This is a genomic window from Stenotrophomonas sp. WHRI 8082, from assembly GCF_040223995.2.
In the GTDB taxonomy this organism is placed as follows: Bacteria; Pseudomonadota; Gammaproteobacteria; order Xanthomonadales; family Xanthomonadaceae; genus Stenotrophomonas.
Map to the genome: position 1 here is coordinate 3,525,946 of NZ_CP167826.1, position 26,440 is coordinate 3,552,385.

20 protein-coding genes, 1 tRNA gene and 1 pseudogene are annotated in these 26,440 nt (G+C 67.7%); 13 read left to right on the forward strand and 9 right to left on the reverse strand.

Features of this window, described 5'->3' with window-relative positions:
* Window positions 1-9 precede the first annotated feature (9 nt).
* Complete coding sequence (locus ABRP17_RS15380; RefSeq protein WP_349984860.1) at window positions 10-471, reverse strand: hypothetical protein; 462 nt, start codon at window positions 469-471, stop codon at window positions 10-12.
* Window positions 472-640: 169 nt separating this feature from the next.
* Between ABRP17_RS15380 and ABRP17_RS15385 the strand changes: the two genes are divergently transcribed.
* Window positions 641-811: a hypothetical protein gene (locus ABRP17_RS15385; protein WP_188326792.1), complete on the forward strand. Its 171-nt coding sequence runs from the start codon at window positions 641-643 to the stop codon at window positions 809-811.
* A gap of 62 nt (window positions 812-873) precedes the next feature.
* Here the strand turns inward: ABRP17_RS15385 and ABRP17_RS15390 are convergent.
* Window positions 874-949: transfer RNA gene (locus tag ABRP17_RS15390), tRNA-Ala, on the reverse strand.
* 236 nt (window positions 950-1,185) lie between these two features.
* Here ABRP17_RS15390 and ABRP17_RS15395 point away from each other — a divergent pair.
* Together ABRP17_RS15395 and ABRP17_RS15400 are read left to right on the forward strand one after the other, a co-directional pair.
* The gene (locus ABRP17_RS15395) at window positions 1,186-3,720 is read left to right on the forward strand and encodes a Cache 3/Cache 2 fusion domain-containing protein (protein ID WP_349984859.1); all 2,535 of its coding nucleotides are present in this window, start codon (window positions 1,186-1,188) and stop codon (window positions 3,718-3,720) included.
* Between the two features lie 160 nt (window positions 3,721-3,880).
* Entirely contained in the window at window positions 3,881-6,181 is a 2,301-nt protein-coding gene (locus ABRP17_RS15400) for a TonB-dependent receptor domain-containing protein (protein ID WP_349984858.1), read from the forward strand.
* Window positions 6,182-6,256: 75 nt separating this feature from the next.
* On the opposite strand, the gene rnd is transcribed toward ABRP17_RS15400, so the two are convergent.
* Window positions 6,257-7,330: a ribonuclease D gene (rnd, locus tag ABRP17_RS15405; protein WP_349984857.1), complete on the reverse strand. Its 1,074-nt coding sequence runs from the start codon at window positions 7,328-7,330 to the stop codon at window positions 6,257-6,259.
* Between the two features lie 77 nt (window positions 7,331-7,407).
* Between rnd and ABRP17_RS15410 the strand changes: the two genes are divergently transcribed.
* Window positions 7,408-9,294: a formylglycine-generating enzyme family protein gene (locus ABRP17_RS15410; RefSeq protein ID WP_349984856.1), complete on the forward strand. Its 1,887-nt coding sequence runs from the start codon at window positions 7,408-7,410 to the stop codon at window positions 9,292-9,294.
* 56 nt (window positions 9,295-9,350) lie between these two features.
* Window positions 9,351-10,244: a M48 family metallopeptidase gene (locus tag ABRP17_RS15415; protein ID WP_192082630.1), complete on the forward strand. Its 894-nt coding sequence runs from the start codon at window positions 9,351-9,353 to the stop codon at window positions 10,242-10,244.
* A gap of 61 nt (window positions 10,245-10,305) precedes the next feature.
* On the opposite strand, the gene xseA is transcribed toward ABRP17_RS15415, so the two are convergent.
* Together xseA and queG are read right to left on the reverse strand one after the other, a co-directional pair.
* Window positions 10,306-11,649 (reverse strand): exodeoxyribonuclease VII large subunit, encoded by a 1,344-nt coding sequence (gene xseA / locus ABRP17_RS15420; RefSeq protein WP_349984855.1) that lies wholly within the window; start codon window positions 11,647-11,649, stop codon window positions 10,306-10,308.
* A 57-nt stretch (window positions 11,650-11,706) separates the two neighbouring features.
* Window positions 11,707-12,777 carry a tRNA epoxyqueuosine(34) reductase QueG gene (gene queG / locus ABRP17_RS15425; RefSeq protein ID WP_349984854.1) on the reverse strand — a complete coding sequence of 357 codons (1,071 nt, stop codon included), beginning with the start codon at window positions 12,775-12,777 and terminating at the stop codon, window positions 11,707-11,709.
* Window positions 12,778-12,800: 23 nt separating this feature from the next.
* Here queG and ABRP17_RS15430 point away from each other — a divergent pair, with 23 nt between their 5' ends.
* The 6 genes from ABRP17_RS15430 (at window position 12,801) to ABRP17_RS15455 (ending at window position 20,610) form a co-directional block, all read left to right on the forward strand.
* A complete protein-coding gene (locus ABRP17_RS15430; RefSeq protein WP_349984853.1) occupies window positions 12,801-14,288 on the forward strand; it encodes an NAD(P)H-hydrate dehydratase in 1,488 nt (495 codons plus the stop codon).
* Window positions 14,281-14,763 carry a tRNA (adenosine(37)-N6)-threonylcarbamoyltransferase complex ATPase subunit type 1 TsaE gene (tsaE, locus tag ABRP17_RS15435; protein ID WP_349984852.1) on the forward strand — a complete coding sequence of 161 codons (483 nt, stop codon included), beginning with the start codon at window positions 14,281-14,283 and terminating at the stop codon, window positions 14,761-14,763. The genes ABRP17_RS15430 and tsaE overlap by 8 nt, the downstream gene beginning before the upstream one ends.
* A gap of 80 nt (window positions 14,764-14,843) precedes the next feature.
* Window positions 14,844-16,481 (forward strand): N-acetylmuramoyl-L-alanine amidase, encoded by a 1,638-nt coding sequence (locus ABRP17_RS15440; protein ID WP_349984851.1) that lies wholly within the window; start codon window positions 14,844-14,846, stop codon window positions 16,479-16,481.
* Between the two features lie 336 nt (window positions 16,482-16,817).
* Window positions 16,818-18,689, forward strand: a complete 1,872-nt coding sequence (mutL, locus tag ABRP17_RS15445) for a DNA mismatch repair endonuclease MutL (protein ID WP_349984850.1) — start codon at window positions 16,818-16,820, stop codon at window positions 18,687-18,689.
* A gap of 53 nt (window positions 18,690-18,742) precedes the next feature.
* Window positions 18,743-19,663 (forward strand): DUF1684 domain-containing protein, encoded by a 921-nt coding sequence (locus tag ABRP17_RS15450; RefSeq protein ID WP_349984849.1) that lies wholly within the window; start codon window positions 18,743-18,745, stop codon window positions 19,661-19,663.
* Window positions 19,664-19,683: 20 nt separating this feature from the next.
* Window positions 19,684-20,610, forward strand: a complete 927-nt coding sequence (locus ABRP17_RS15455) for a TraB/GumN family protein (RefSeq protein ID WP_349984877.1) — start codon at window positions 19,684-19,686, stop codon at window positions 20,608-20,610.
* Between the two features lie 117 nt (window positions 20,611-20,727).
* Here ABRP17_RS15455 and phaR read toward each other — a convergent pair whose 3' ends face one another.
* From phaR to gluQRS, 3 genes and pseudogenes are all read right to left on the reverse strand, one after another.
* Window positions 20,728-21,303 (reverse strand): polyhydroxyalkanoate synthesis repressor PhaR, encoded by a 576-nt coding sequence (phaR, locus tag ABRP17_RS15460; protein WP_249405208.1) that lies wholly within the window; start codon window positions 21,301-21,303, stop codon window positions 20,728-20,730.
* Window positions 21,304-21,506: 203 nt separating this feature from the next.
* On the reverse strand, window positions 21,507-22,247 hold the full coding sequence (phbB, locus tag ABRP17_RS15465) for an acetoacetyl-CoA reductase (RefSeq protein ID WP_188326804.1): 741 nt from the start codon (window positions 22,245-22,247) through the stop codon (window positions 21,507-21,509).
* Window positions 22,248-22,266: 19 nt separating this feature from the next.
* Window positions 22,267-23,182, reverse strand: a pseudogene (gene gluQRS / locus ABRP17_RS15470) (tRNA glutamyl-Q(34) synthetase GluQRS); the annotation flags it as partial.
* Window positions 23,183-23,275: 93 nt separating this feature from the next.
* Here gluQRS and htpX point away from each other — a divergent pair.
* Window positions 23,276-24,151: a protease HtpX gene (gene htpX / locus ABRP17_RS15475; protein ID WP_192082649.1), complete on the forward strand. Its 876-nt coding sequence runs from the start codon at window positions 23,276-23,278 to the stop codon at window positions 24,149-24,151.
* Window positions 24,152-24,731: 580 nt separating this feature from the next.
* On the opposite strand, the gene ABRP17_RS15480 is transcribed toward htpX, so the two are convergent.
* Entirely contained in the window at window positions 24,732-25,559 is an 828-nt protein-coding gene (locus ABRP17_RS15480; protein ID WP_349986232.1) for an inositol monophosphatase family protein, read from the reverse strand.
* A gap of 116 nt (window positions 25,560-25,675) precedes the next feature.
* On the opposite strand from ABRP17_RS15480, the gene ABRP17_RS15485 reads away from it, so the two are divergent.
* Complete coding sequence (locus ABRP17_RS15485; protein WP_188326809.1) at window positions 25,676-26,440, forward strand: RNA methyltransferase; 765 nt, start codon at window positions 25,676-25,678, stop codon at window positions 26,438-26,440.

Consider the following 26,440-nt stretch of genomic DNA (forward strand, 5'->3'; position numbering starts at 1 on the left):
CCGCCGCGTTTAGGGGGCGAAGCGGGCCTGGCGCGGGTCACTCAGGCGCACTTGCGTCTGGTAGTAGTACTTGTCGCTGGGCACGCCATCGCGGCTGAAGACGATCTTCTCGCGGCGGGCGGTGCCCTGTACCAGCAGGCGGCGGTTGACCAGCCGGTCCAGCGGCAGATTGTCCAGCCGTGCGCGCAGCGCATCGGCCTGGTCGGGCGCCAGCCACACGGTCAGGTTGGCCTGGTGGCGGTAGTCCGTTTCGCTGTTGAGGTACAACCCGTGGTCGGTCAGATCGACAGTGCGCACGTGGATCACGAAGGTGCCACTGATGCCGCGCTGCGGATCATCGTTGGCGGCGTGCACCGCTTCGGCAGGGGTGATCCAGCCAGCCATCGCTGGCGGCGGTGGCGGCGCAACGCTGCCGTGATGGGCACAGCTGGCGCACAGCAGCAGGGTAGGGAGCAGCAGGGTGATGCGCATGGGACGTCCGTGTTCGATGGCAGGCGCCCAGTGTGACGCGGTCATGCTGCCGCGCCAAGCGCGCTGCACGGCGCCATCGCGTCGTCGTGATGTGCGGCTCACGAGCACGTCGCTAGCGTGGTCGGCAGGCGGGGGCATCGTGCCGCCGCATCAGCACAGGGCAGCACTCATGGTGGATGACAAGCAGAACCAGGACGACAAGGCCGGCGTGCAGGAAAGCCAGCAGGACCAGCGCCACGACGACGTGGCCAAGCAGCGCCCAGGCCAGCAGGACGAGAAAGTGCGTGACGCGCACTCGAAGAAACCGGAGCGCAAGGATGGCGGCGGCGAGCCGGCCTGAGCCGTGCCGGCCGCGACAACAAAAAACCCCGGGATCGCTCCCGGGGTTTTTCGTTGTAATCATGGTGGAGCCAAGGAGGATCGAACTCCTGACCTCGTCGATGCGAACGACGCGCTCTCCCAGCTGAGCTATGGCCCCATGGCGTGGTCGAGTCTATCCAACTGCTGAATACTTGCCAAGCATCCACACCTCACCCGGAAGGGCGCACATCGCGGTGATGTAACCGGTTACACGGCTATTTCGATTCCGATCAACAGCTTGCAGATGAATCGCAGACTCCTTGGATCGATCCAAGGCTTAAGAGGACCGAAATGGTGCCGATAGAAGTGTGACGCGCAACACGCGCCTTCCCCTTCCAACCAAAGTGCCTCTCGATGACGACTTCTGCCGCCACCGGTTCCACGATGTCCATTTCCAGCCGCCTGGCGCTTCTGCTCGCCGCGATCACGGCCACGGCCTTCATCCTGCTCGCCCTGCTGATCTACCGGCAGACAGCAGCCAGCTACCAGCAGCGGGTAGAGGCGGGACTCACCACGTCGGCCAGCCTGATGCGCGACTCCGTGGCGCTGTATGACCGCAGCCTGGGTGAGAGCACGCGCCATATGGCCGAGTTGTTCCGCAGTGCGTTGCCGCCCGGCGATCCCTCGGTCGACGCCGAGCAGCGTGTCGAGGTGGCCGGCCAGTCCGCGCCGCAGCTGCGCTTCGGCGCTACGCCGCTGGCCCTGGATGACGCATCGGTGGACCGATTTGCCTCCTCCACCGGCGGCGTCGCCACCATCTTCGTGCGCGAAGGGGATGACTTCATCCGCGTGGCGACCTCGCTGCGCAATGCGGCGGGCGAGCGTGTGCTGGGTACCAAGCTGGACCACGCCCATCTGGCCTACCCGAAGATCATGGCCGGTGAGGCCTTCAGCGGCCCGGCGCATCTGTTCGGCACCGATTACATGACGTATTACATGCCGATGAAGGACGCCGCAGGCGAGGTCGTCGGCATCGCCTTCGTCGGCCAGGACCAGTCCGCCGGCCTTGCCGCCCTCAAATCCAGCCTGCGCGAATCCACCCTGGGCCGCGAAGGCTACTTCATGGCGGTCGACACCCGCCCGGGCGAAAGCTTCGGCAAGGTGATCGCTGCGGCTGCCGGAGAAGGCACCGCGCTCAGCGAGCGGGTGGCTGTGGAGGACCGCCCCGTGCTGCAGGCGCTGCTGGAAGGCCGCGAGGCCTCGGCGACGCTGCGCCTGCGCACCGCCGATGGTGCCGGCACGCGCGACTATTTCGTTTCCGCGCAGGCGCATGGGCCGTGGCGCTGGATGGTGCTGGGGCTGGAACCGGTGTCGGTCCTGCAGGACGTGCTGCGCACGCTGCTGCTGCAGATCGCCGGCATTTCCGCACTGGCCCTGCTGGCGGTGATCGCGGCCACCGTGCTGGCCATGCGCCGCCTGCTGGGACGCCCGCTGCAGGAGGCCGAACAGGTCGCTGTCGATGTGTCCGCCGGGCGTCTGGACCGCCACATCCCGCAACGCCGTGCCGACGAGGTCGGGCGCCTGCTGGCGTCGATGCAGCGCATGCAGTCCACCCTGCGCGCCGTCTCCGCCGCGCAGGACCAGATGGCGCAGCAGCACACCGACGGCACCATCAGCTATCGCATCGATGCCGCCCCGTTCGAGGGCGCCTTCCGCAGCATGGTGGAAGGCACCAATGCACTGGTGGATTCCCATGTGCGCACCAAGCTGGACATGGTCGAACTGGTGCAGCAGTACGCGGCCGGTGACCTGTCTGCGTCGATGGCCGAACTGCCGGGTGAAAAAGCAAAGATCAGTACGGCCGTCAACGGCGTGCGTTCACGGCTGCTGTCCATCAACGGTGAGATCAAGCGCCTGGTCGCGGCCGCGGCGGCCGGTGACTTCAGTGCGCGCGGTGATGCGCAGGCGTTCGAGAACGATTTCCGCGAGATGGTGGAAGGCCTCAACACGCTCATGACCACCGCCGACCACAACCTGTCGGCGCTGTCGGACCTGCTGCGCAACCTGGCACGTGGCGACCTGCGCAGCCGAATCGAAGGCGATTTCCAGGGCGTGTTCGCCGAGATGCGCGACGATGCCAATGCCACGGTGGACAGCCTGGGCGGCATCATTGCCGGCATCCAGCGCTCGGCCGACGGCGTATCGGCGGCGGCAGCGGAAACCGCAGCCGCCAGCGAAGACCTGTCGCGGCGTACCGAACAGCAGGCCGCGAACCTGGAGGAGTCGGCCGCGTCGATGGAAGAAATGACGGCGGCCGTGCGGCAGAGCGCCGATCATGCCGCGCGCGCGGACCGGTTGGCGCTGCAGGCATCGGCCGTGGCGACCCAGGGCGGGCAGGCGGTATCGCAGGTGGAGCAGACGATGGCGCTGATCGAGGCGTCGTCGCGGCGGATCGCCGATATCACTACGGTGATCGACGGCATCGCGTTCCAGACCAACATCCTGGCACTCAACGCAGCGGTGGAGGCCGCCCGCGCCGGCGAAGAGGGACGGGGCTTCGCCGTGGTGGCCAGCGAGGTGCGCACCCTGGCACAGCGTTCGGCGCAGGCCGCGCGCGAGATCAAGGGCTTGATCGATGATTCAGTGGAGCAGGTGGGCACGGGCACCACGCTTGCCGCGCAGGCCGGGCAGACGCTGCAGCAGGTCGTCGCCGCGGTGGGTGAGTTGGGCGGTGTGATCGGCGGCATCGCCGCCGCCTCGCGGGAGCAGGCCGCGGGCATCGAACTGGTCAACCAGAGCATCGTGCAGATGGACGGGGTGACCCAGCAGAATGCCGCGCTGGTGGAGGAAACCTCCGCTTCCGCGCAGGCGATGACGGCGCAGGCGCAGGCCCTTCGCGAGGCGACCGCACGTTTCATGCTGGCGCGCGGGAGCATGGCGGCGGCGTAGTTCCGGCACGACAGGCGGCGCCGCGCCCAGCGCGGCGCCCTCAGGGGGCGGGGTTGCCACCAAATTGAAACGCAATCGCCATACTGTGCGCCTGCGCGCTTTGATTTCCTCATCCGCCCGGCTCGCGCAGGCCGCACGGACGCTCACTCGAATCCTCTCCATGCACCCCAATTACCGATCCTTCCGTCGCCACCCGCTGGCGCTGGCCTGCGCTGCATTGTCACTGGGCATGGCGGCACCGTCTTTCGCCCAGCAGGCCGGCGGGGCCCCCAGCGCCACGGCGCTGGACGCCATCACCGTGACCGCCGAGCGGCGCGAGCAGAACCTGCAGGAGGTGCCCGTATCGGTGGGCGTAGTGCAGGGCGAGAAGCTGCGCGACTACACCGCCGGTGGCGATGACACCCTGCTGGCGCTGTCCGGCCGCGTGCCGAGCTTCTATGCCGAAACCACCACGGGCCGCATCTTCCCGCGCTTCTACATCCGTGGCCTGGGCAACATCGACTTCTACCTGGGTGCCTCGCAGCCGGTATCCATCATCCAGGATGACGTGGTGCTGGAGCACGTGGTGCTGAAGTCCAATCCGGTTTACGACGTGGACCAGATCGAGGTGCTGCGCGGCCCGCAGGGTACCTTGTTCGGCCGCAACACCACCGCCGGCATCGTCAAGTTCGATACCATCAAGCCCAGCCAGGATCCAAGCGGGCGCGTCAATGCCAGCTACGGCACCCACAACAGCGTGGCCGTCGATGCCGGCTTCGGGGCGCCGATCAACGACATCGCGGCGTTCCGCGTGTCGGCGCTTTACCAGCACCGCGATGACTACGTCGACAACACCTACGCCGGCTCCAGTGCGGATGGCACGGTAGCGCCGCGCAAGAACGCGATGGGAGGCTTCGACGATCGCAACGTGCGCGCGCAGCTGCTGCTGAACCCGACCGAGGCGTTCTCGGTGCTGGCCTCGGCCCATGCGCGTGATTACGAAGGTACCTCCACGCTGTTCCTGCGCAATGCGATCAGCAAGGGCTCCAACCAGCCCACCGCGCCGCGCGATCGGGTGGCGTATGACGAGGCCGCCAACAATCCGCAGGCGTACAAGACGTACGGCGGATCGGTGAAGGCCACCTACGATTTCGGCAATATCGAACTGACCTCGATCACCGCCTACGAAACCACCTCCGGCTACAGCCGTGGCGACACCGATGGCGGTGCGGCGGCCAACTTCCCGGTCAACGGCGTGCCCAACGGCTTTGGCCAGTCGATGGGCCAGGTGCGCGACCTGGACCAGTGGACCCAGGAAGTACGGCTGGCCAGCGTCGGCGAAGACCGCCTGAAGTGGCAGGTCGGTGCGTTCTACTTCGATGGCCGTGACACCACCGATTTCTACCAGCGGGCTTGGTTCCTGCAGGGTGCGGCGCGCAACCCGAACAACTGGGTGCGCCTGCGCAATACCAATACGTCCTTCGCGGGCTTCGGCCAGCTCAGCTATGCCGCTACCGACAAGCTGACCCTCACCGCCGGCCTGCGCCAGACCCGTGACGAAAAGCGCACACGCCTGTTGAAGACCGCCGAGACGGCGGCCGGGCTGGTCACCTATCGTGGCCGCACCGACGTGGAAATGAGCGACACCACGCCCAGCTGGGACCTCAGTGCGATGTACCAGGTCAACGACCAGGTGGGTGTCTACGCCAAGGTCGCGCGGGGCTTCCGGGGCCCGACGATCCAGGGTCGCTCGGCGGTGTTCAACTCGGACTTCACCACCGCCGAGTCGGAAACCATCCTGTCCTGGGAAGCCGGCGTGAAAAGCAGCCTGTGGGACAACCGCCTGCGCCTGAACGCCACGGCCTTTACCTACGCGGTCAACGATATCCAGCTCAACGGCAACGATTCGGACGGCAACGGCGTGCTGTTCAACGCCGACAAGGCGCGCGCCTACGGCCTGGAGGCGGACATGGAGCTGCGCCCGATCCCGAACCTGACCCTGAGTGCCGGCCTGAGCCTGCTGCACAGCGAGATCCAGGACGACCGTGTGTATGCACAGGTCTGCGCCCTGAACGGCGTGGTGGTGTGTACGTTGGCCGACCCGACGATCAAGGTGGGGGCCAACACGTTCGCGCAGATCAACGGCAATCCGCTGCCGAACGCGCCGAAGTACGGGATCAACCTTGCCGCGCGCTATGACATCCCGCTCAACGACGCCGACACGCTGTTCGTATCGACGGACTGGAACAAGCAGGGCTACACCAGCTTCGTGCTGTATGACTCGGCGGAGTTCAATTCCAAGGGCGACTTCGAAGGCGGCCTGAAGCTGGGCTACTCCGGCAACTACGGCGCGTACGAAGTGGCGCTGTTCGCGCGCAACATCACCAACGAGAAGAATCTCAAGGGTGTGATCGAGAACTACATGGCTGCGGTGTACAACGAGCCGCGCACCATCGGCGTGTCGTTGAACATGAACTGGTAACGGATAACCGGCAGTGACGGCCGCTGGCCGTCACTACCACTGCTTGACGGCCAGCGGCCGTCACTACCGGGTTCGTCAGGGCAGCAACGGCTGCAGCTTCGGCTCCAGCACCTGCTGGCGCCAGCCGGCCAGCGGGGCAGGCCAGGTGCGGCGTTCCAGGTAGCTTTCCAGGTGCTTGCGCGATGCCAGCACGCCGTCCGGCAGGTCCAGTTCGCGGCTGCATTCGGCAACGGCATCCTGCAGTTTCTTCAGCGCCTGTTTGTTGGTGTCGGTGGCCGGCAGGATCCGCGGTGCCTCGGCTTCATCTGCCAGCGGGGTATTCAATGCCTGCCACACCGCGCTGGCCAGCTTGCGCGGCGCCTTCGGGAACTGGTCGAACAGCCGGCCCAGCGCCGCTTCGTCGACAGGCGGGACGCGTGCCAGCGTGGCCGCCAGCTCGTTGTCCAGGATCCAGCTGCGCGGGCGATCGCTTGCGCGGGCCTGCACGTCACGCCAACGCAGCAGGCGCAGCAGCCGATGCTGGGCAGCCACATCGAGGAACTGCGCAGAGCGCATGCCCAGGTGCGGCCAGAGGTCTTCGTCGTTGGCCACGCTGGCCAGCAGGCGCTCGCCGTCGTCAGCCAGCCACTGCAGGCGACCCTGTGCCTCCAGCTTGGCGCTGATGGCATCGTGCAGGGCGAACAGGTGCTCCACATCGTCGGCGGCGTACTGCAGCTGGGAGTCCGACAGCGGGCGGCGCATCCAGTCCGAACGGGTTTCGCCCTTCGCCAACGCCACGCCGGTGATTTCCTGCACCAGTTTCTGGTAGCCCATGCCACCGCCGATGCCCGCCAGTGAGGCGCCGATCTGGGTATCGAACAGTGGTCGGGGCAGGGCACCACAGGTGTGCTTGAACGCCACCAGGTCTTCGCTGGCGCTGTGCATCACTTTCACGATGGAGGTATCGGTGAGCCACGGCGCAAGGGCCTCGGCCATGCCGGGGGCGAGCGGATCGATCAGCAGGATCTCTTCGCCGACCGCCATCTGCACCAGGGCCAGTTGGGGCCAGAAGGTGCGTTCGCGGATGAACTCGGTATCCAGGCCGATGCGGGTGGGGCGCTGCGCATGGCGCGCCTGCAGGTCTGCGGGGGTGGTGATCCAGATTGCCACGGGGCGTTCGACTTCTCGCGTTTGCTCAGGCAGGGGAGAATAGCCTAACGTCGGCCGTCACCCCCGGCATGAAGGAGATGGTTTTGCGTTTGCCGCGCCTGCACCTGCTGTTGACCGCCCTGTGGCTGCTGGGCGCGACCGGCTGCGGAGAGCCACCACCGCCCCCGGCGCAGACGCCGCCGGGCAAGGCCGCACCGGCTGCCCCGGCGCCGGATGCGCAGGAGGCCAGCAGCGGCACGGTCACCATAGGGGGCGAGGACGAGGCTGAGACGGTGCAGCGTTGGACGCCGCCGTCGGTACAGATCGATGCCGCCGATGGCGCTGCGGCGCGCCGGGCCGCCGATGAGGCCCTGCGTGAGGGGCGTCTGTACGAATCCGCCGAGGATGCCATTCCGATCTGGCTGGCGCTTCTGCAACAGGATCCGGACGACCGCCGTGCGCGGCAGGGACTGCAGCGTGCACGTGGTGCGTTGCTGGCGCAGGCCGATGCGCTGTTGGCGCAGCCGCTGCAGCAGCGCATGGCCCTGGCCGAAGCCACCCAGCTGGCGCTGGTCCTGATGACCATCGCGCCCGATGATGAAAAGGTGCGCGCGCTGCAGCAGCGTGTAGAGCGTGCCCAGCGTGTCGTGGCCTTCAACCGCGCGGGCGAGGATGACCTGCGGGCCGGGCAGATCGGCGAAGACGGCGACGGCGCGATCGTCAATTTCCGCGAGGCACTGGCCCTGGACAAAGACAATGGACGCGCTCGCCAGGGTCTCGCCGCGGCGGAGAGCGGGCTGATCGGCCGTGCCGAGCGTGCCGCCCGGTCAGCGGACTTCGCCGCTGCTGGGCGCTGGCTGGCCGAGGCGAGCAAGGTCCATGACGCGTCCCCCACCATTTCCGACGCCTTCGAGCGGATCGAGGCGATCCGCGCCGCCACGCTGGCCACGCTGCGCGACCAGGGCCTGCGTGACCTGGTCACCCCGCAGGGCCTGAAGCCGGCACGGGAGAAGCTGGAAGCCGCGATGCGCATCGCGCTGCCCGGTGACCCGGCGGTAGCCCTGCTGCGCGAGCGCATTGAACTGGCCACCCACTACGGGAGCTTCCGCCCGGGGCAGGTGTTCAGCGACGCGCTGCGGGATGGGGGGCGCGGGCCGCAGATGACCGTCGTGCCGCATGGCGGCTTCCAGATGGGCGCCGGGCCGACCGAGCCCGGTGCCACCGATGCCGAACGCCCGTCGCATTACGTCCGCTTCGAGCGCGGCTTTGCGATGGCGATCACGGAGGTCACGGTGGACGATTTTGCGCGCTTCGTGAAATCGGCCAATGCACGTCCGCGTGCGACCCGGCGCGGCCATTCCATCGTCTATGACGAGCGCAGTGGCAACTTCATCCGCCGCAGCGGCGTGGACTGGCAGTCCGATTACGATGGCGGCCGCGCGTTGGCCAACCAGCCGGTGATGCACGTCAGCGTGCGCGACGCAGAAGCCTATGCGAGCTGGCTGAGCGAACAGACCGGCCGCTCGTATCGGCTGCCCAGCGAGGCCGAGTTCGAGTATGCAATGCGTGCGGGCAACGCCGGGCGCTATCCCTGGGGCGATGGCGGGAAGCCGCCGGAGGACTCGGGCAACTTCACCGGCAGCCTGGACGTGTCGCCGTCCGGTCGACGCTGGGCGAATGCGTTCATCGGGTACGGCGACGGGTACTGGGGCGCGGCGCCGGTGGCAATGTTCAAGCCCAACGCCTGGGGTCTGCATGACATGGCGGGCAACCTGAGCGAGTGGGTGGCCGACTGCTGGCACGCCAGTTACCGCCGCGCGCCCGCCGATGGCGCGGCCTGGTACAACCCGGGCTGCCGGGCACGCGTCATACGCGGCGGCAACTGGGCCAACTCGCCTGAACAGACCCGTGCGGCATGGCGGCAGTCCCAGGATTCGGACACCACCAGCGCGCGTATCGGCTTCCGCCTGGTGCGCGGCATCTGAGCTAGGATGGCGGCGTTCCCGCCCGTTCCGGCGGGTCTTGGCCAGGACGCTCGGTGATGCGCAACGATCCCTTTTCCCGATCCCCGCAGCAGCGTCCGCGTCGCGGCCTGTTCGGCAACATCCGCTGGTGGGTGCTGCTGGCCTTCGCTGGTTACGCGGCGTTCTACTGGTTTTCCAACCGCACGGTGGATCCGTACACCGGCGAATCGGTGCTGATCGACAGCGCGCTGGATGCCGATCAGGAAAAGGCCCTCGGTCTGCAGGCCTACCAGCAGATCCTCGCGCAGGAGCGGCCGCTGGATCCCAACGCGCCGATGTCGCGCGACGTGCGTGACATCGCTCAGCGCCTGATCGCCAAGGTGGACGTGGTGGAAACCGCGCTGGCGCAGGAACACGGCCTGCAGCCGGGTCATTTTTCGCGCGGGTTTGATTGGGAAGTGAACGTCATCGAGTCCGAGCAGGCCAATGCGTTCTGCCTGCCCGGCGGCAAGATGGCGGTCTACACCGGGCTGGTACCGGTCGCGCAGACGCGCGATGCCATGGCGGTGGTGATGGGCCATGAAATCGCCCACGCATTGCTGCGTCATGGCGCACAGCGCATGGCGCAGCAGAAGCTGACGCAGATCGGGCAGATGGCCGGCGCAGCCAGCGGCATGGACCCGCAGCAACAGCAGATGGTGATGGCGGCGATGGGCTACGGTTACCTGCTGCCGTATGCGCGTGGCCATGAAACACAGGCCGACGAAGTGGGCCTGATGCTGGCGGCAGCCGCGTGTTTCGACCCGCGCGAAGCCGTGCCGCTGTGGGAACGGATGGGGCAGGCCAGCGGCGGCCAGTCGCAACCGGAGTTTTCCTCCACCCATCCCAATCCCGGCACCCGTATCCAGAACCTGCAGGCGCTGATGCCCAAGGCGATGGAATACCGGCAGACGTTCTGCGAACAGAAATGACCGGGTTGTGACGGCCGCTGGCCGTCAATCCTTGCCGTCAATCCTTGCCGTCGATCTGGACTCAGCGCTTGACGGCGGTCACCTGCACATCCAGCACGCCATCGCCCACGCGCGCCTGCAGCGCGTCGCCGACCTGCACCTGCTCCACGCTGCGTACCAGCGTGCCATCGTCGTGGCGGGTCAGAATGCTGTAGCCACGCGCAACAGTCGCCAGCGGGCTGACCGCCTCCATTGAACGCGCAAGTCCCCGCAGGCGCAGCGCGTCGCGCTGCAGTTGGCGCTGCATCGCCGCATCCGGACGTCCGCGCAGTGCGAGCAGTCTCTGGCGCAGGGCATCAAGCTGGCGCTGCGGGTGATGACCGCGCAGCACTGCGGATGCGTGGCGTAGACGCGCCGTGCGCTGGTGCCGCTGCTGCGCCGCTACCGCCTGCAGGCGCCGCCCCAAGTCGGCATGGCGACGTTGCAGCAACTGCAGGCGGGCCTGTGGACTGCATGCATTCAACCGCAGCATCAGCCGGTCCGCGCGCTGCATGGCCTGCGTCATCGTCTGCCGGTGCAGCTGCTGCAGGCGCGCGGCATCACGGCGCAGGCGTCGCGCCAGGTCCTGCTGGTCAGGTACCAGCAGCTCGGCCGCCACCGACGGCGTGGGCGCGCGCAGATCGGCGGCGAAGTCGGTCAGGCTGAAGTCGGTTTCGTGGCCGACCGCCGACACGACGGGCGTGGTGCTGGCGGCCACCGCACGGGTCAGCGCCTCGTCGTTGAACGCCCACAGGTCTTCCAGCGATCCGCCACCGCGGGTCAACAGGATCACGTCGTAGCGGCCACTGGCATCGGCTGCCTGCAGAAGGCGAGCGATCTGCGCTGCTGCCGTCGCGCCCTGCACCAGGCTGGGCAGAACATCCACCTGCAACAGCGGGAAGCGGCGGGCGAGCACGCTGACCACGTCACGCACCGCGGCTCCGGTGGGCGAGGTGATCACCGCCAGCCGGCCGACGTGCGCGGGCAACGCGCGCTTGCGTTCGCTGGCGAACAGGCCTTCGGCTTCCAGCCGCGCCTGCAGTTCCTCGAACGCACGGCGCAGGGCCCCTTCGCCGGCTTCCTCCATGTGATCGAGCACCATCTGGTACTCGCCGCGCGCGTCGTACAGCGTCACCCGGCCACGCACCAGCACGCGCATGCCCTCGCGCGGCACGAAGCGCAGCGCACTGGCTTTCATGCGGAACATCGCCGCGCGCAGCTGCGCCCGCGCATCCTTCAGCGTGAAGTACATATGGCCTGATGACGGCCGCGCCACGCTGCCCAGTTCGGCCTCCACCCAGATGGCCGGGAAGCTGCCTTCCAGCAGGTCGCGCGCCAGCGTGTTCAGCTGGCTGGGAGTAAGCACATCGATGCTGCGTTGTTGCATGGGAATCACGGACCAGCGTGGATCAGGCGCTCATGGTCGCACGTCACCCCGCGTGGATCATCCCGCGCCGTGCTGGGCCAGCGCCCAGTGCACGTGTTCGCGCACCATCTCGGACGGGTCGGCTGCGCGCGTGCGCAGGCTGTCCACCACCGGCGCGGAGGTGGGCGCATTGCCCAGCGCGACGGCGATGTTGCGCAGCCAGCGCTGGTGGCCGCTGCGACGGATCGGGCTGCCCTCGGTACGCTGCAGGAACTCCGCTTCGTCCCAGGCAAACAGTTCGTCCAACCGCGCCCGGTCGAGATTGTTGCGGGCACGGAAATCGGCTTCGTCGGTACGTTTGGCGAACTTGTTCCAGGGACAGACCAGTTGGCAATCGTCACAGCCGTAAATGCGATTGCCGATCAGCGGACGCATGTCCTCTGGTATCGCACCGTCATGCTCGATGGTCAGGTAGGAGATGCAGCGGCGCGCGTCCAGCCGCTGCGGCGCGATGATCGCCTGGGTGGGGCAGACCTCGATGCAACGGGTGCAGGTGCCGCAGTGCGCACTCGCGGGTATATCGATGGGCAGCGGCAGGTCGATGTAGATCTCGCCCAGGAAAAACCACGAGCCGCCGTTACGGTCGATCAGGCAGGTGTGCTTGCCGATCCAGCCCAGCCCCGCATTGCGGCCCAGGGCGCGTTCCAGCACGGGCGCCGAATCCACGAAGACGCGGAATCCCAGCGGTGCGACCTCATCGCTGATCTGCGTTGCCAGCTTCTGCAGCCGGTTGCGCATCAGCTTGTGGTAATCACGCCCCAGTGCATAGCGCGCCACATAGGCGCGGCCCGGGTCGGCCAGGGTCGCCCAGGCTTCGGTGTCATCTTTGTGGCTGTAATCCATGCCCAGCGAGATCACCCGGACGGTGCCCGGCAGCAACTCGGCAGGGCGCGCGCGCAGGGTGCCGTGGCGGGCCATCCAGTCCATCGTGCCGTACAGGCCCTGGCCCAGCCAGTCCGCCAGATGCGCTTCGTCTTCGGCCAGATCGACGCCCGCAATGCCACAGCGCTGGAAGCCATGCGCGCGGGCGAGGGCGCGGATGCGCTGTACGGCCAGATGGGGATCGACGGGGGCAGGGGCGGGCGACATGGGGGCAAGTATAGAATCCCTGCATGCATGAGCTTTCCGATCTGTTCGATTCCGCTGCGGCCCGTTCATTGGACGCACGCGCTTCCGCCATGGCGGGCGACGATGGCCAGACGCTGATGGCGGCTGCTGGACACGCCGCCTGGCAATGCCTGATGCAGCAATGGCCGGAAGCGCGGCACGTCTGCGTGGTGGTCGGCGCAGGCAACAACGGCGGCGATGGCCTGGTGCTGGCCCTGCATGCGCTGCAGGCCGGGCACCACGTCACGGTGATGGGGCTGAGCGGAAAGCCGCCAGCGACCGTCCTGGCTGCGTGGGCGGCGTCCGCGTTCTTCGAAGCAGGCGGTGTGATCAACGCGTTTTCCGGCTCGTTACCCGTGTCCGACGTGCTGGTGGATGCGTTGTTCGGCATCGGCCTGCAGGACGCGCCGCGCGCCGATGCCGCCGCGCTGATCGAGGCGATGAACGCGCATCCGGCCCCGGTATTCGCGCTGGACGTGCCCAGTGGCGTGGACGCCGACCGCGGCAGCGCGCCCGGTGCAGCGGTGCGCGCAACGCTGACGCTGCAGTTCATCGTGGCCCACCGTGGGCTTTATACAGGGGACGGGCTCGAGCACGCCGGCGAACGCAGGCTGGCGCCGTTGTCGGTGCCCGACAGCGTGCGTGCCAGCGTGCCGGCGGCTGCGGCGCTCTGGCACCAGGACCGTGCGGCTGCGTTGCTGCCCCCACGCCGCCTCAACGCCCACAAAGGCAGTTCGGGCCACGTGCTGTGCGTGGGCGGGAATCATGGCAGCGGTGGCGCGCTTCTGCTGACCGCGCATGCAGCGCTGCGAGCGGGTGCGGGCCTGGCCAGCCTGGCCACGCGGGCCGAGCACGTGGCGGCGGCCCTGGCCCGCCTGCCCGAAGCGATGTGTCATGCCGTGGACAGCGACGCGGCACTGCAGGACGTGTTGCAACGCGCGAGCGTCGTCGCGATCGGCCCCGGCCTTGGCCAGGACGACTGGGCGCGCGCCCTTTGGCGTGGCGTGCGTGACAGCGGCAAGCCGCTGATCGTGGACGCCGATGCACTGAACCTGCTCGCGCAGGATCCGCAGCCCCTGCCGCAGGCCGTGCTGACCCCGCACCCCGGTGAGGCGGCACGCCTGCTGCACTCGACGACGGCGGCGGTACAGGCCGATCGCTTCGCCGCCGCCGCCGCATTGGCCGACCGCTTCCACGCCGTTGTGGTGCTGAAGGGGGCAGGCAGCCTGGTCGCCGCGCCCGGTCGGTGCCCTGCGGTGATTGCCGCCGGCAACCCCGGCATGGCCGTGGGCGGCATGGGAGACCTGCTGACCGGCATCATCGCCGCCCTGCGTGCGCAAGGCCTGGAGCCCTTCTCTGCGGCGGCGGGCGGCGCCCTCCTGCATGGCCTGGCCGGCGATGTCGCGGCACGCGACGGCGCGCGGGGCCTGCTTCCCACTGATCTGCTGGCGCCCCTGCGCCGGCTCTGCAACCCGGACCCGCGTGATGTTTGAACTGTATCTTCCCGACCCTGACCACACCGATCTGCTCGGTGCGGCGCTGGCCACCACGCGCCCAGCCCACGCGCTGTTGGAACTACAGGGCGACCTGGGAGCGGGCAAGTCCACCACAGCCCGCGCCCTGCTGCGCGCGCTAGGCGTCACCGGCGCCATTCGCAGCCCGACCTATACGCTGGTGGAGCGCTACCCATTGGCCGACGGCCGCGAGGCGTGGCACATGGATCTGTACCGGATCGGTGGCGCCGGCGAACTGGATTTCCTGGGTCTGGACGACGACGCCGCATCGCTGTGGCTGGTGGAATGGCCCGAACGCGGTGCAGGCTCGCTGCCACCCACCGATCTGCGCGTCGAGCTGCGTATTGAAGGGGCCGGGCGGCATGCCCGTCTCATTCCGCTGAGCGATTCAGGTGAAGGTTGGGTGACGCGTTTGCGCGAGCAGGATCAGTTGCGTGTCCTTTCTGTCGATTAACCAGAACAAACCGATGAAAGTTACGGATTATTAAGGGAAAAGGTTTGCATTTCGTTCAGCGCAGTGATTGAATCCTGAGCATGCGATCTGGACCCCTCTCTCTTGCCGTCTGTGCCGCCATCGGTTTCGCTTTGGCGAGCGCAGCCGCGTGGGCGGGCGAGATTCATCAGGTTCGGCTGGACACCGGCTCTACCGGCACGCGCGCCGAGATCGCGCTGGCGGGCAAGGGCGGCTACAAGACCATCGCCCTGTCCGCGCCGAACCGGCTCGTGGTCGACTTTCCGGATTCCAGCGCGGTGCGGGGGCTGAAGCTGCCTGCCGCGCAGGGCGTGGTGACTGCCGTGCGTACGGGCCAGCCCGTGCCGGGCACGTTCCGTGTGGTGTTTGATCTGGCCGACAACGTGGCACCGTTCAAGCCGCAGATGCTGCAGCAGGGCAACGAGTCGAAGCTGGTCATCGAATGGCCAGGCGATGCGCCGGGCAGCACGTCTGCGCCTGTGGCGTCGGCTGCGCCGACCCCGACACCGGCACCGGCACCGGCACCTGCCCCTGCGGCCACGGTTCCCGTTTCAGGCGCCGTCACCCCGGCACAGTCGCGCAGCGATGCCGCCCGGGCCACGGCCCTGCTGACCGCGCAGGTACAGCAGCAGGCGAGCGCCACGGCGGCCGTCTCCGCCGCACCGGCGCCGGTACCCACTGCCGCGACCGCCAACGTGGTCGCGGCTGGCACTACTGCCAGCAGCGGCACTGCCGCCGCATCGCCGGCTGCCATTCTCGCCGGCCAGCCCACCGGCCAGCGACCGCCCAACACCACCATCGCCGGTACGATGCCGACCCGCACCGGCGCGGCCGCGGCCGCCGTGGCCACTGCACCGCCTGCACCCACCCCGGACGCCGCACCACCGCCGCGCCCGGCGATGCCGAGCGAGGCATCGCGTGTGCGCATGCAGGCGGGCATGCGCCCGCTGGTGGTGGCGATCGATCCGGGCCACGGTGGCCAGGATCCGGGTGCCGTCGGACCCAGTGGCAAGCGTGAGAAGGACATCACCCTCGCGGTAGGCCGTGAACTGGCGCGCCAGGTCAACGCCATGCCGGGGCTGAAGGCCTACATGACCCGCGACAGCGACGTCTTCATCCCGCTGCCGATGCGCGCGCAGAAAGCACGCGCTGCGAAAGCGGACATCTTCATTTCGATCCACGCCGATGCCGCGGAGAACCGCGCAGCGCGCGGTTCGTCGGTGTACGTGCTGTCGACCAAGGGCGCGTCCTCGCAACGCGCCCGTTGGCTGGCCGACAAGGAGAACGCGGCGGATCTGATCGGTGGCGTCAGCCTGCAGCGTACCGAAGGCACGCTCGCGAACGTGCTGCTCGACCTGGCACAGAGCGGCTACATGAAGGCATCCGAAGATGCGGCCAGCCACGTACTGGGTGGCCTGAAGCGCATCGGCAACAACCACAAGCCGAACATCGAGCGCGCGAACTTCGCGGTGCTGCGCACCTCGGACATGCCGGCGATGCTGGTGGAAACCGCGTTCATCTCCAACCCGGACGAAGAGCGGCGGCTGATGGACCCGGCCTACCAGCGCAAGATCGCCGCAGCGGTGCTGGACGGTGTCAATGTGTTCTTTACCCGCCAGCCGCCCCCGGGCACGCTGTACGCCGCACGCGCACAGGCGGAAATGGAAGCAGCCAGCACCGTCGCCGGCGGCAGCAAGTAACACCCGACAACGCAGGTAGCGCCGAGCCACGCTCGGCGAGCGCGCAGCGCGGCCCGCGTCAGGCATCCGCATCCCCGGGTAGCGCCGAGCCACGCTCGGCGAGCGCGCAGCCCGGCCTGCGTCAGGCATCCGCACCCCCCGGTAGCGCCGAGCCACGCTCGGCGAGCGCGCAGCGCGGCCTGCGTCAGGCATTCGCACCCCCCGGTAGCGCCGAGCCATGCTCGGCGAGCGCGCAGCGCGGCCTGCGTCAGGCATCCGCTATCATCAGCAGATGAAGTCAGATCTCCGTTTCCCCTCTTTTTCGTTCCCGCCCGCATCATGCCGCCGGGGGCCTGCATGAGCGCCACCATCCGGCCCTTGCCGGACATCCTGATCAACCAGATCGCCGCCGGCGAAGTCGTCGAGCGGCCGGCATCGGTGGTCAAGGAACTGGTCGAAAACGCGATCGATGCCGGTGCGACCCGGGTGGACATCGACCTCGAAGAAGGCGGTGTGCGGCTGATCCGCATCCGCGACAACGGCAGCGGTATCGCGGCCGATCAGTTGGCGTTGGCCGTGTCGCGCCACGCCACCAGCAAGATATTCAGCCTCGACGACCTGGAAGCCGTGGCCACGCTTGGTTTCCGGGGGGAAGCCCTGCCGTCGATAGCCTCGGTCAGTCGCTTCACCCTGTCCTCGCGTCGCGCCGATGACGAACACGGTGCCGCGCTGCAGATCGAAGGCGGCAAGCTGGGCGAAGTAATGCCGCGCTCGCACGCACCGGGCACCACGGTCGAGGTGCGCGAGCTGTTCTACAACGTGCCGGCGCGGCGCAAGTTCCTGCGCGCCGAGCGCACCGAGCTGGGCCACATCGAAGAATGGCTGCGTTCGCTGGCGCTCGCCCGCCCGGACGTGGAACTGCGCGTGTCGCACAACGGCAAGGCCTCGCGCCGGTACAAACCGGGTGATCTGTATTCCGACGCGCGCATTGGCGAAACACTGGGCGAGGACTTCGCCAATCAGGCGGTGCGTGTCGATCACAGTGGCGCCGGCCTGCGCCTGCACGGTTGGATCGCCCAGCCGCATTATTCGCGCGCCAGCACGGATCAGCAGTACCTCTATGTCAACGGCCGCTCGGTGCGCGACCGCAGCGTCGCCCATGCGGTGAAGATGGCCTATGGCGATGTGCTTTTCCACGGCCGGCAGCCGGCGTACGTGCTGTTCCTGGAGCTGGACCCCACCCGGGTGGACGTCAATGTGCATCCGGCCAAGCATGAGGTGCGTTTCCGTGATGCGCGCCTGATCCACGACTTCGTCTACCGCACGTTGAAGGACGCGTTGGCCGACACCCGCGCTGGCATGTCGGTGCAGGAGATCGGTGCTGGCGGCGGTGCGGCCATCGCAGCAGGTGCGCCGCTGCAGCAAGGCGCAGGGTGGGGTCTGGCGCGGAGTGGATCGGGCGCTGGCGGCGGCTCCTGGGGGGCGCAGCAATCACCGCTCGGCCTGCAGGTCGCTGATGCGCCGGCCGCCTACGCTGCCCTGTATGGCGGGCCTGCGGGGCCGGGGATGGGCCCGCAGGGCGACACGATGCTGCAGACCCGTTCCAGCGAATACGGTCTGCCGGTGACCAGCGCCGACGCGGGCGTGCCGCCGCTGGGGTACGCGATCGCGCAGTTGCACGGTATCTACATCCTGGCGGAGAACGCCGAAGGCCTGATCGTGGTGGACATGCATGCCGCCCACGAGCGCATCGGCTACGAGCGGTTGAAGACCGCGCACGATGGGATCGGCCTGCACGCGCAGCCGCTGCTGGTGCCGATCACCTTGGCCGTAGGAGAGCGCGAAGCGGACACCGCCGAGCGCGAAGTCGATACGCTGGTCGCGCTGGGCTTCGACATCACCCGCGCCGGCCCCGGCGCGCTGCACGTGCGCAGCATTCCCGCGCTGCTGGCCAACGCCGAGCCGGAAGGACTGCTGCGCGATGTGCTGGGCGACCTGCGTGAGCACGGGCAGTCGCGCCGCATCGCCACGGCCCGCGATGAGCTGCTGTCCACGATGGCCTGCCACGGTGCGGTACGTGCCAATCGGCGGTTGACGGTACCGGAAATGAACGCCCTGCTGCGCGACATGGAAGTCACCGAGCGCTCGGGGCAGTGCAACCATGGACGCCCGACCTGGGCGCGTTTTTCACTGGCAGAAATCGACCGCTGGTTCCTGCGCGGTCGTTGAAGGGGGCGGCAATGGGGATGCAGCACAAGGGGAGGCCGCGGGGAGTGGCGTCCATGGCGGTCATCGCGATGGCGATGCTTCTGGCAGGGTGCGGCGGCAAGGCACCGGAACCGGCTGCCGCCGTGCCGGACGATCCCGCGTTCGCCGCACAGCAACAGCAATGGCGCATGCAGCGTTACACCGAGCTCACCGCCGCTGACGGCTGGACCGCCCTGGTCGGACTGCATTGGCTGGAACATAAAGCGCACTACATCGGTCGCGGGCCCGGCAGCGGCATTCGCCTCGCCGTCGGTCCAGACAAGCTGGGCATGGTCAGCCGGCAGGGCGATCGCTGGTCATTCACACCCGAGCGCGGGGTGGCGCTGAGCGTGGACGGCAAGCCCCTTACGGGGCGCATCGCCTTCAACAGCGACCACGACGCGCAGCCCACGCGCATCGCCTTCGACCAGGGTAAAGGCCAGCTCAGCCTCATCCATCGCGGTGAACGCTTCGCGCTGCGCATCAAGCACGCCGAGGCGGCATCGCGCACGGGCTTCACCGGACTGGAGTACTGGCCGGGAGGTGCCGACTGGCAGGTGCGTGCCCGGTTCCTGCCGCACCCCCCCGGCCGCACCCTGCCGATCGTGGACATCACCGGCCTGACCACCGCCATGCCCAACGCCGGCACGGTGACCTTCGAGCGCGACGGGCAAGCGTATCGGCTGGAGGCGATCGGCGAGCCCGGCGCGCCGTTGTTCCTGATCTTCGCCGACCGGACCAGTGGCCACGGCAGCTATCCCGCCGGACGCTATCTGGATACCGACGCGCCGGGGGCGGATGGCCATGTCCTGGTGGATTTCAACCACGCCTACAATCCCCCCTGTGCGTTCACCCCTTTCGCAACCTGTCCGTTGGCGCCACCGGAGAACCGGCTGGACCTGCGTGTCGAGGCGGGCGAGCGCGCTTACCACCTGCCCAAGGAGAGTGCTGAGTGAAGCGACCTGTTTCCCGCTGGATGAGTGCATCGCTGCTGATGTTGGCGGCCTGCTGCAGCATAGGGGCGGTAGCGGCCCCGGCAACAGCAGCAAAGCCTGCCGGCACCACCTGGCCAGCCCCGCCCGTACCGTTGCTGTGGAAGGTGACCGGCGCAGGCGATGCGCGGCTCTACCTGCTGGGTTCGTTTCACCTGCTGCGCGCTGACGACTACCCCCTCGCTGCGGAGGCGGACAACGCGTTCGACGCCGCGAACCGCGTGGTCTTCGAGCTGTCGGCGGCGGATATCGAGTCGCCCGATCTGGCGAAGAAGATGGTGCAGGCCGCCGTGCGGACCGACGGCACGGAGCTGCGCAGTGACCTGGGCGATGCGACCTGGGCGAAGCTGCAGGACTATGCGACCAAGCACCCGCTGCCGCTTGCGCAGATGCAGGGCATGAAGCCCTGGTTCGTGGGCTTGAGCATCAGCATCGGGCAGATGCAGGCGATGGGCCTGGATCCTGCCCTTGGGCTGGACAAGCATTTCATGGAGCGCGCGGCAAAGGCCGGAAAGCCGATTTCCGGCCTGGAGAGCATCGACACGCAGATCGCGGTGCTCGCCGGCATGAGCATCACCGAGCAGCGGCAGATGGTGGAAGAAGCGCTTGAATTGTCGGACAAGGGCAATGCGGAGATCCGCGCGCTGCACGACGCGTGGCGGCGCGGTGACGATGCCCTGATGTGGAACCGCATGGCGGTGGACATGAAGCGCCAGTACCCGCAGCTCTACCAGCGCATCAACACCGATCGCAACGACGCGTGGCTGCCCAAGCTGCAGCCATACCTGCAGGCGGGGCAGGGCGGTACCCTGGTGGTGGTGGGCACCCTGCATCTGTTGGGCAGTGATGGCGTGGTCGAGAAGCTGCGTGCCAAGGGGTACAAGGTGGAGCGGGTGCGCGCCAAGCGCTGAGCTGCTGGCGTGTAACCCGCAGGGCCGACGTCAGTCGACGTCGCCTGCTGCGTGATGGCCGCACGAAAAACGGCGCGCCTGCCAGGACGCGCCGTTCGTATCTGCGCAGCGGAGCTGTCAGCGACCGCGCGGCTTGCTGCCCGTCGGGCCAGGCGCTTCGCCGGGCTTGTGCGCGGTGGGGCCGGAGGACTGGCCCGGACGCGGGCCCAGGCCGGGGCCGGGATTCGGTGCGGTGCCGCCCGGACGCGGGCCACCAAAACCGGTGCCCATGCTGCGCTGGAACTCCTGCCAGAGTTCCAGGTTGCGCTCGGTCAGCTGGTTCATCATGGCCCAGGGCGTCTGGCCCAGCAGGTTGCCCATCTGCTGGCGGAACTGCTGCTGCTGGTCGAGGAACACCTGCATGCTGCGCTCCAGGTAATTGCCCATGAAGCCCTGCAGGGAATCGCCGTAGAAACGGATCAGCTGGCTGAGCAGCTGGGTGGAGAGCATCGGCTCACCGTCCTGCTCCTGGTCGGCGATGATCTGCAGCAGGACCGAACGGGTCAGGTCGTTGCCGGTCTTGGCATCGCGGACTTCAAAGTCCTCGCCATCCAGGATCAGCTGGCGCACATCCTCTATGGTGATGTAGCTGGAAATCTCGGTGTCGTAGAGACGGCGATTGGGATACTTCTTGATGATGCGTGTAGCAGCCATGAAGCAAGCACTCGTCACAATAGATGCGCAGCATGGCGCAGCGCAGCAGCTGTTGCAACGGCCGAATGCCCCTCAAACGTGCCGGATGCGTCTAACAATGTTGCGCAACAAGGGTTTTCATGTTGCGCAACATTTGATGCCCGTTGCCACGGCGGCGGCCCCCATGGCGGGCCACCTGCCGCTGCGCGGCGGGCATCCCCTCGTCACCAGCCCATGTGATGGCCGCCGTTGATGTCCAGGTTGCTGCCCGTGATCCACGCCGCCTCTTCGGCTACCAGGAAGGACACGCCGTACGCGATCTCCCCAGGCTTGCCCAGCCGCCCGGTGGGGATGTCGGCAATGATCTTCGCCCGCACTTCCTCGGGGACGGCCATCACCATGTCGGTGGCGACGTAACCGGGCGAAATCGTGTTGACCGTGATGCCGAACCCAGCATTCTCGCGCGCAAGCGAGATGGTGAAGCCGTGCATCCCGGCCTTGGCAGCCGCATAGTTGGCCTGGCCGTACTGGCCCTTCAGGCCGTTGATCGAGCTGATCTGGATGACCCGGCCCCAGCCGCGGCGGCGCATGCCCTCGATGACCGGGCGGGTGACATTGAACACCGAGTTGAGGTTGGTGTTGATGACCTCGTGCCACTGCTCGGCGCGCATGCGGTGGAAAGTGGTGTCGCGGGTGATGCCTGCGTTGTTGACCAGGATCTCCACCGGGCCCAGTTCGGCCTCCACTGCCCGCACCATGGCCTCTGCGCTGTCCGGGGTGGAAACATCACCGGGAAAAATGCCGATCGACAAGCCGCGCGCTGCCATGGCGGATTGCCAGGCCAAGGCTTTTTCGTGGTCACGGTAATTGGTGGCGACCCGGTGGCCCTGGTCGGCCAGGCGTTGGCAGATGGCCGTGCCGATGCCGCCGGTACCACCGGTGACCAGTGCGACGCGTGGAGTCATGCTGCGCTTCCGATTCAGGAGGGGAAAGGGGATTCTGCATGATCAGCGCACCGCGTGCGCCTTCAGGTCAGCAGAATGTCGTGATCGGGAATCCGCCCGGCATCGAACGCCGATGCCGCGCGCCGCAGCAGATCATCCCGATCCGTTGCATCGACAAGGGCCTCCGGTGCCTGGCCGAGCAGATGCCAAAGCTGCCTCAGTACAGGGACAGGGTCGCCTGCGTCCACCGGCAGTGCGGCATCTGATTTGGACAGTTTGCGGCCGTCTGTACCCAGCAGCAGCGGCAGGTGCGCATAGCGCGGGGTGTGCAGTCCCAGCGCGCGCTGCAGGAGCACCTGCCTTGCGGTCGACTCGAGCAGGTCGGCACCGCGGACAACGTCGGTGATGCCCTGCGCCGCATCGTCCACCACGACGGCCAGCTGATACGCCCAGCAGCCATCTGCCCGGCGCAGCACGAAATCGCCGACCTCCGTGTGGACGTCCTGCTGCTGCGGTCCACGCACGGCGTCGTTGAACGTCACCACGCTGCCAGGCGGCACGCGCAGGCGCACGGCGGGATCATGTCGCGGTCGGCGGCTGATGCAGCGATGGTGGATGCCGCCGTTGGCGGCCAGCTCGGAGCGGCTGCAGTGACAGATGAACGCCTCGCCGCTGGTCAGCAAGGCATCCAGGGCCTGCTGATAGGCCGGGGCGCGCTGGCTTTGCCAGAGCACGGGGCCATCGCTGCCCAGGCCGAAATGATCCAGCACGCGCAGCTGCGCCTGGGCTGCGCCGACGACGGTTCGGGGGGGATCCACATCCTCGATGCGCACCAGCCAACGTCCCCCGGCCTGGCGAACGAACAGCCAGCCAGCGAACGCCGCCAGCAGCGATCCGGTGTGCAGGGGGCCGGTAGGCGAGGGCGCGAAGCGGCCGCAGTGAATAGGGGGCGTCATGGAGGCTGAATCGTCGGTCAGGTTGGCGCTTGAATTCAAGCTGAAGTCACCGCAGATTGAGCGTCGACATCCTCATCAGAGCTTACCTTCCCCATGTTCAGTCGTATTGGCTTGTTCCTTCTGACCAACCTCGCAGTGCTGGTGCTGGCCGGTATCGTGATGTCGGTGCTGGGGGTCAACCCCAACCAGATGAGCGGCCTGCTGGTGATGGCCGCGATCTTTGGCTTTGGTGGTTCCTTCATCTCTTTGCTGTTGTCCAAGTGGATGGCCAAGCGCTCCACCGGCGCAGTGGTGATCACCGAGCCGCGCAACGAAACCGAGCGCTGGCTGCTGAAGACCGTGGAGCGCCAGGCGCGCGAAGCCGGCATCGGCATGCCGGAGGTGGCGGTGTACGACGGTCCGGAAATCAACGCGTTCGCCACCGGTGCCAATCGCAACAAGGCGCTGGTCGCCGTGTCCACCGGCCTGCTGCACAACATGAGCGAGGACGAGGCCGAAGCGGTGCTGGGCCATGAAATCGCCCACGTGGCCAACGGTGACATGATCACCATGGCGCTGCTGCAGGGGGTGTTGAACACCTTCGTGATCGTGCTGGCCCGCGTGGTCGGCGGCGTGATCGACAGTGCGATGTCGGGCAACCGCGAAGGCGGTGGGCGTGGCATCGGGTATTACGTGATCGTGTTCGTGCTGGAAATGGTATTCGGCATCTTCGCCACGATGATCGCGATGTGGTTCTCGCGTCACCGCGAGTTCCGTGCGGACGCGGGCGGTGCGCAGTTGGCCGGTCGCCAGAAGATGATCGCGGCGCTGGAGCGTCTGAAGGCCAATCATGGCCAGAGCACGCTGCCCACGCAGGTGGCGGCCTTCGGCATCGCCGGTGGCATCGGGCAGGGCATGCGCAAGCTGATGCTTAGCCATCCGCCGCTGGACGAGCGCATTGCCGCACTGCGTGCTTCTACTGCCGTCTGAGGCGGGTTGGTCGAACGGGTGAGACCGCCTCGCGGCTGGCTGCTTTCACGCTGCAGCTGGGGGCCGGGCGGTGGGGCTGGGCGGGGGACGGCAAAAGCCGCTCCTGCGTGCCTCGTTTCGCGCCATCCATGGCGCTCAACGCCCCCGCCCAGCCCCACCGCCCGGCCCCGTGACAGGTTCCGTGGCCGCCAGCCGCGTGATGAAGAAAAAGGAAAAGCGGTAGCGCCGACCCATGGTCGGCGAGCGCAGCGGGCCGTTGGCGGGAACATTCCGCCGAGCACGGCTCGGCGCTACCCATGTCGGTATGCCCGACGGCTCCTTGGCCGCCAGGGACCGGTCGATCCTGCTGTTGCACCAGACAGCAGAACTGCCAGATGTTGAAGCGGTAGCGCCGACCCATGGTCGGCGAGCGCAGCGGGCCGTTGGCGGGAAGATTCCGCCGAGCACGGGTCGGCGCTACCCATGTAGGTATGCCTGGCGGCTCCTTGGCCACCATGGATGTGTCGATCCTGCTGTTGCACCAGACAGCAGAACGGCGCCCGCAGGCGCCGTTCGACCAGCCGGATGTTGAAGCGAAGCGTTAGAACTTCGCGTCGAACTCGGCGGCGTAGCCGGTGTTGACCAGCACCTTCTGCAGCGCCTCGGCTACCTTCAGGTTACCGGCGACCACCTGGTGGTTTTCCGGGCCGCGGTTGTCCATGCGGCCCAGGGGGGCGCCCTTGTAATCGCAGACCTTGCCGCCCGCCTCGCGTACCAGCAGCACACCCGCCGCGATGTCCCACGACTTCACGCCGGCTTCGAAGTAGGCATCGGCGCGACCACAGGCCACGTAGGCCAGGTCGAGTGCCGCCGAGCCGGTACGGCGCACGTCTTCGGCCTGCACCAACAGCGTATCGAGCGTCTTCAGCTGGACGCTGGCGCGGGCGCGCTCGCGCGGCGCGAAGCCGGTGTGGATCATCGTGCCTTCCAGGTCCTTGCGGTCCGACACGCGGATGCGGCGATCGTTGAACACCGCGCCGGCGCCACGGCTGGCCGTGAACAGCTCATTGCGCAGCGGGTCGAAGATGACCGCATCGATCGGCTCGCCGTTCTCGACCAGTGCGATGGACACGCAGTAGTGCGGAAAACCGCGCAGGTAGTTGCTGGTTCCGTCCAGCGGATCGATCACCCACATGCAGCGGTTGGCGCCCTGGATGCCGCCCTCTTCGCCGATCACGCCGTACTCGGGGTAGGCGCGCTTGAGTTCCTTGATGATGACCTTTTCCGCATCGCCATCCACCTCGCTCGCATAATCCATGCGGCCCTTCTGAACGACGTTCAGCGTCTCGAGCTTGTTGATGTTGCGCAGCAATACATTGCCGGCGAGGCGGGCGGCCTTGACCATGACGGTGACGGCGGGTTTCTGCATGGTAATAGCTCCCGGGAGGGCAGAGGGGGGGATTGGCGGGGGAAAAGAGCAGGTCCGGCGCAGTGGCCGGCCGCACAGTTTACCATTGCAGGCCGTCCAGCTCGACTACTGCGTTCATGTCCGATCCATCCCTAGCTCCCCGTATCCGTTTTGTCCTGGTGGGCACCCAGCATCCCGGCAACATGGGTGCCGCCGCACGTGCCATGAAGACCATGGGCCTGAGCCGGTTGGTCCTGGTCGCCCCGGAAAAGCCGCTTGATGAAGAAGCCTTCCGCCGCTCGGCCGGGGCCGAGGACGTGCTGGGCGACGCGCCGGTGGTGGCGACCCTGGCGGACGCCGTCGCGGACTGCACCCTGGTGCTCGGCTGCACGGCCCGCGCCCGCCGGGTGCAGCTGGAAGAGCTGCTGCCCACCTTGGCTGCCGAACGGGTGGCTGGCAAGGCGGCCGAAGGGGCCGAGGTGGCGGTGGTGTTCGGCCGGGAGCGCACCGGCCTGACCAACGAGGAGCTGCAGCTGTGCCACGTCGCGGTGCACATTCCGTCCGATCCGGCCTTCAGTTCGCTCAATCTGGCTGCCGCAGTGCAGGTGCTGGCCTACGAAGTGCGCATGCGCTTGTTGGGCGATGCCGCCGCGCCGGTGGTCGAGCCCGGCCTGCGCGAGCAGCCTGCCAGCCACGAGCAGATGGAGAGCTTCTTCGGTCAGCTGGGTGAGACGCTGGAAGAGATCGAGTTTCACAAGGGCAGGGCGCCGGAATCGGCGATGCGCAAGCTGCGTCGCCTGTTCCTGCGCAGTGCGCCGAGCGAACAGGAAGTCCGCCTGCTGCGCGGCATCCTGGCCGACGCCCAGCGGATGGCCCGGATCGCCCACGAGGGCGACAAATAG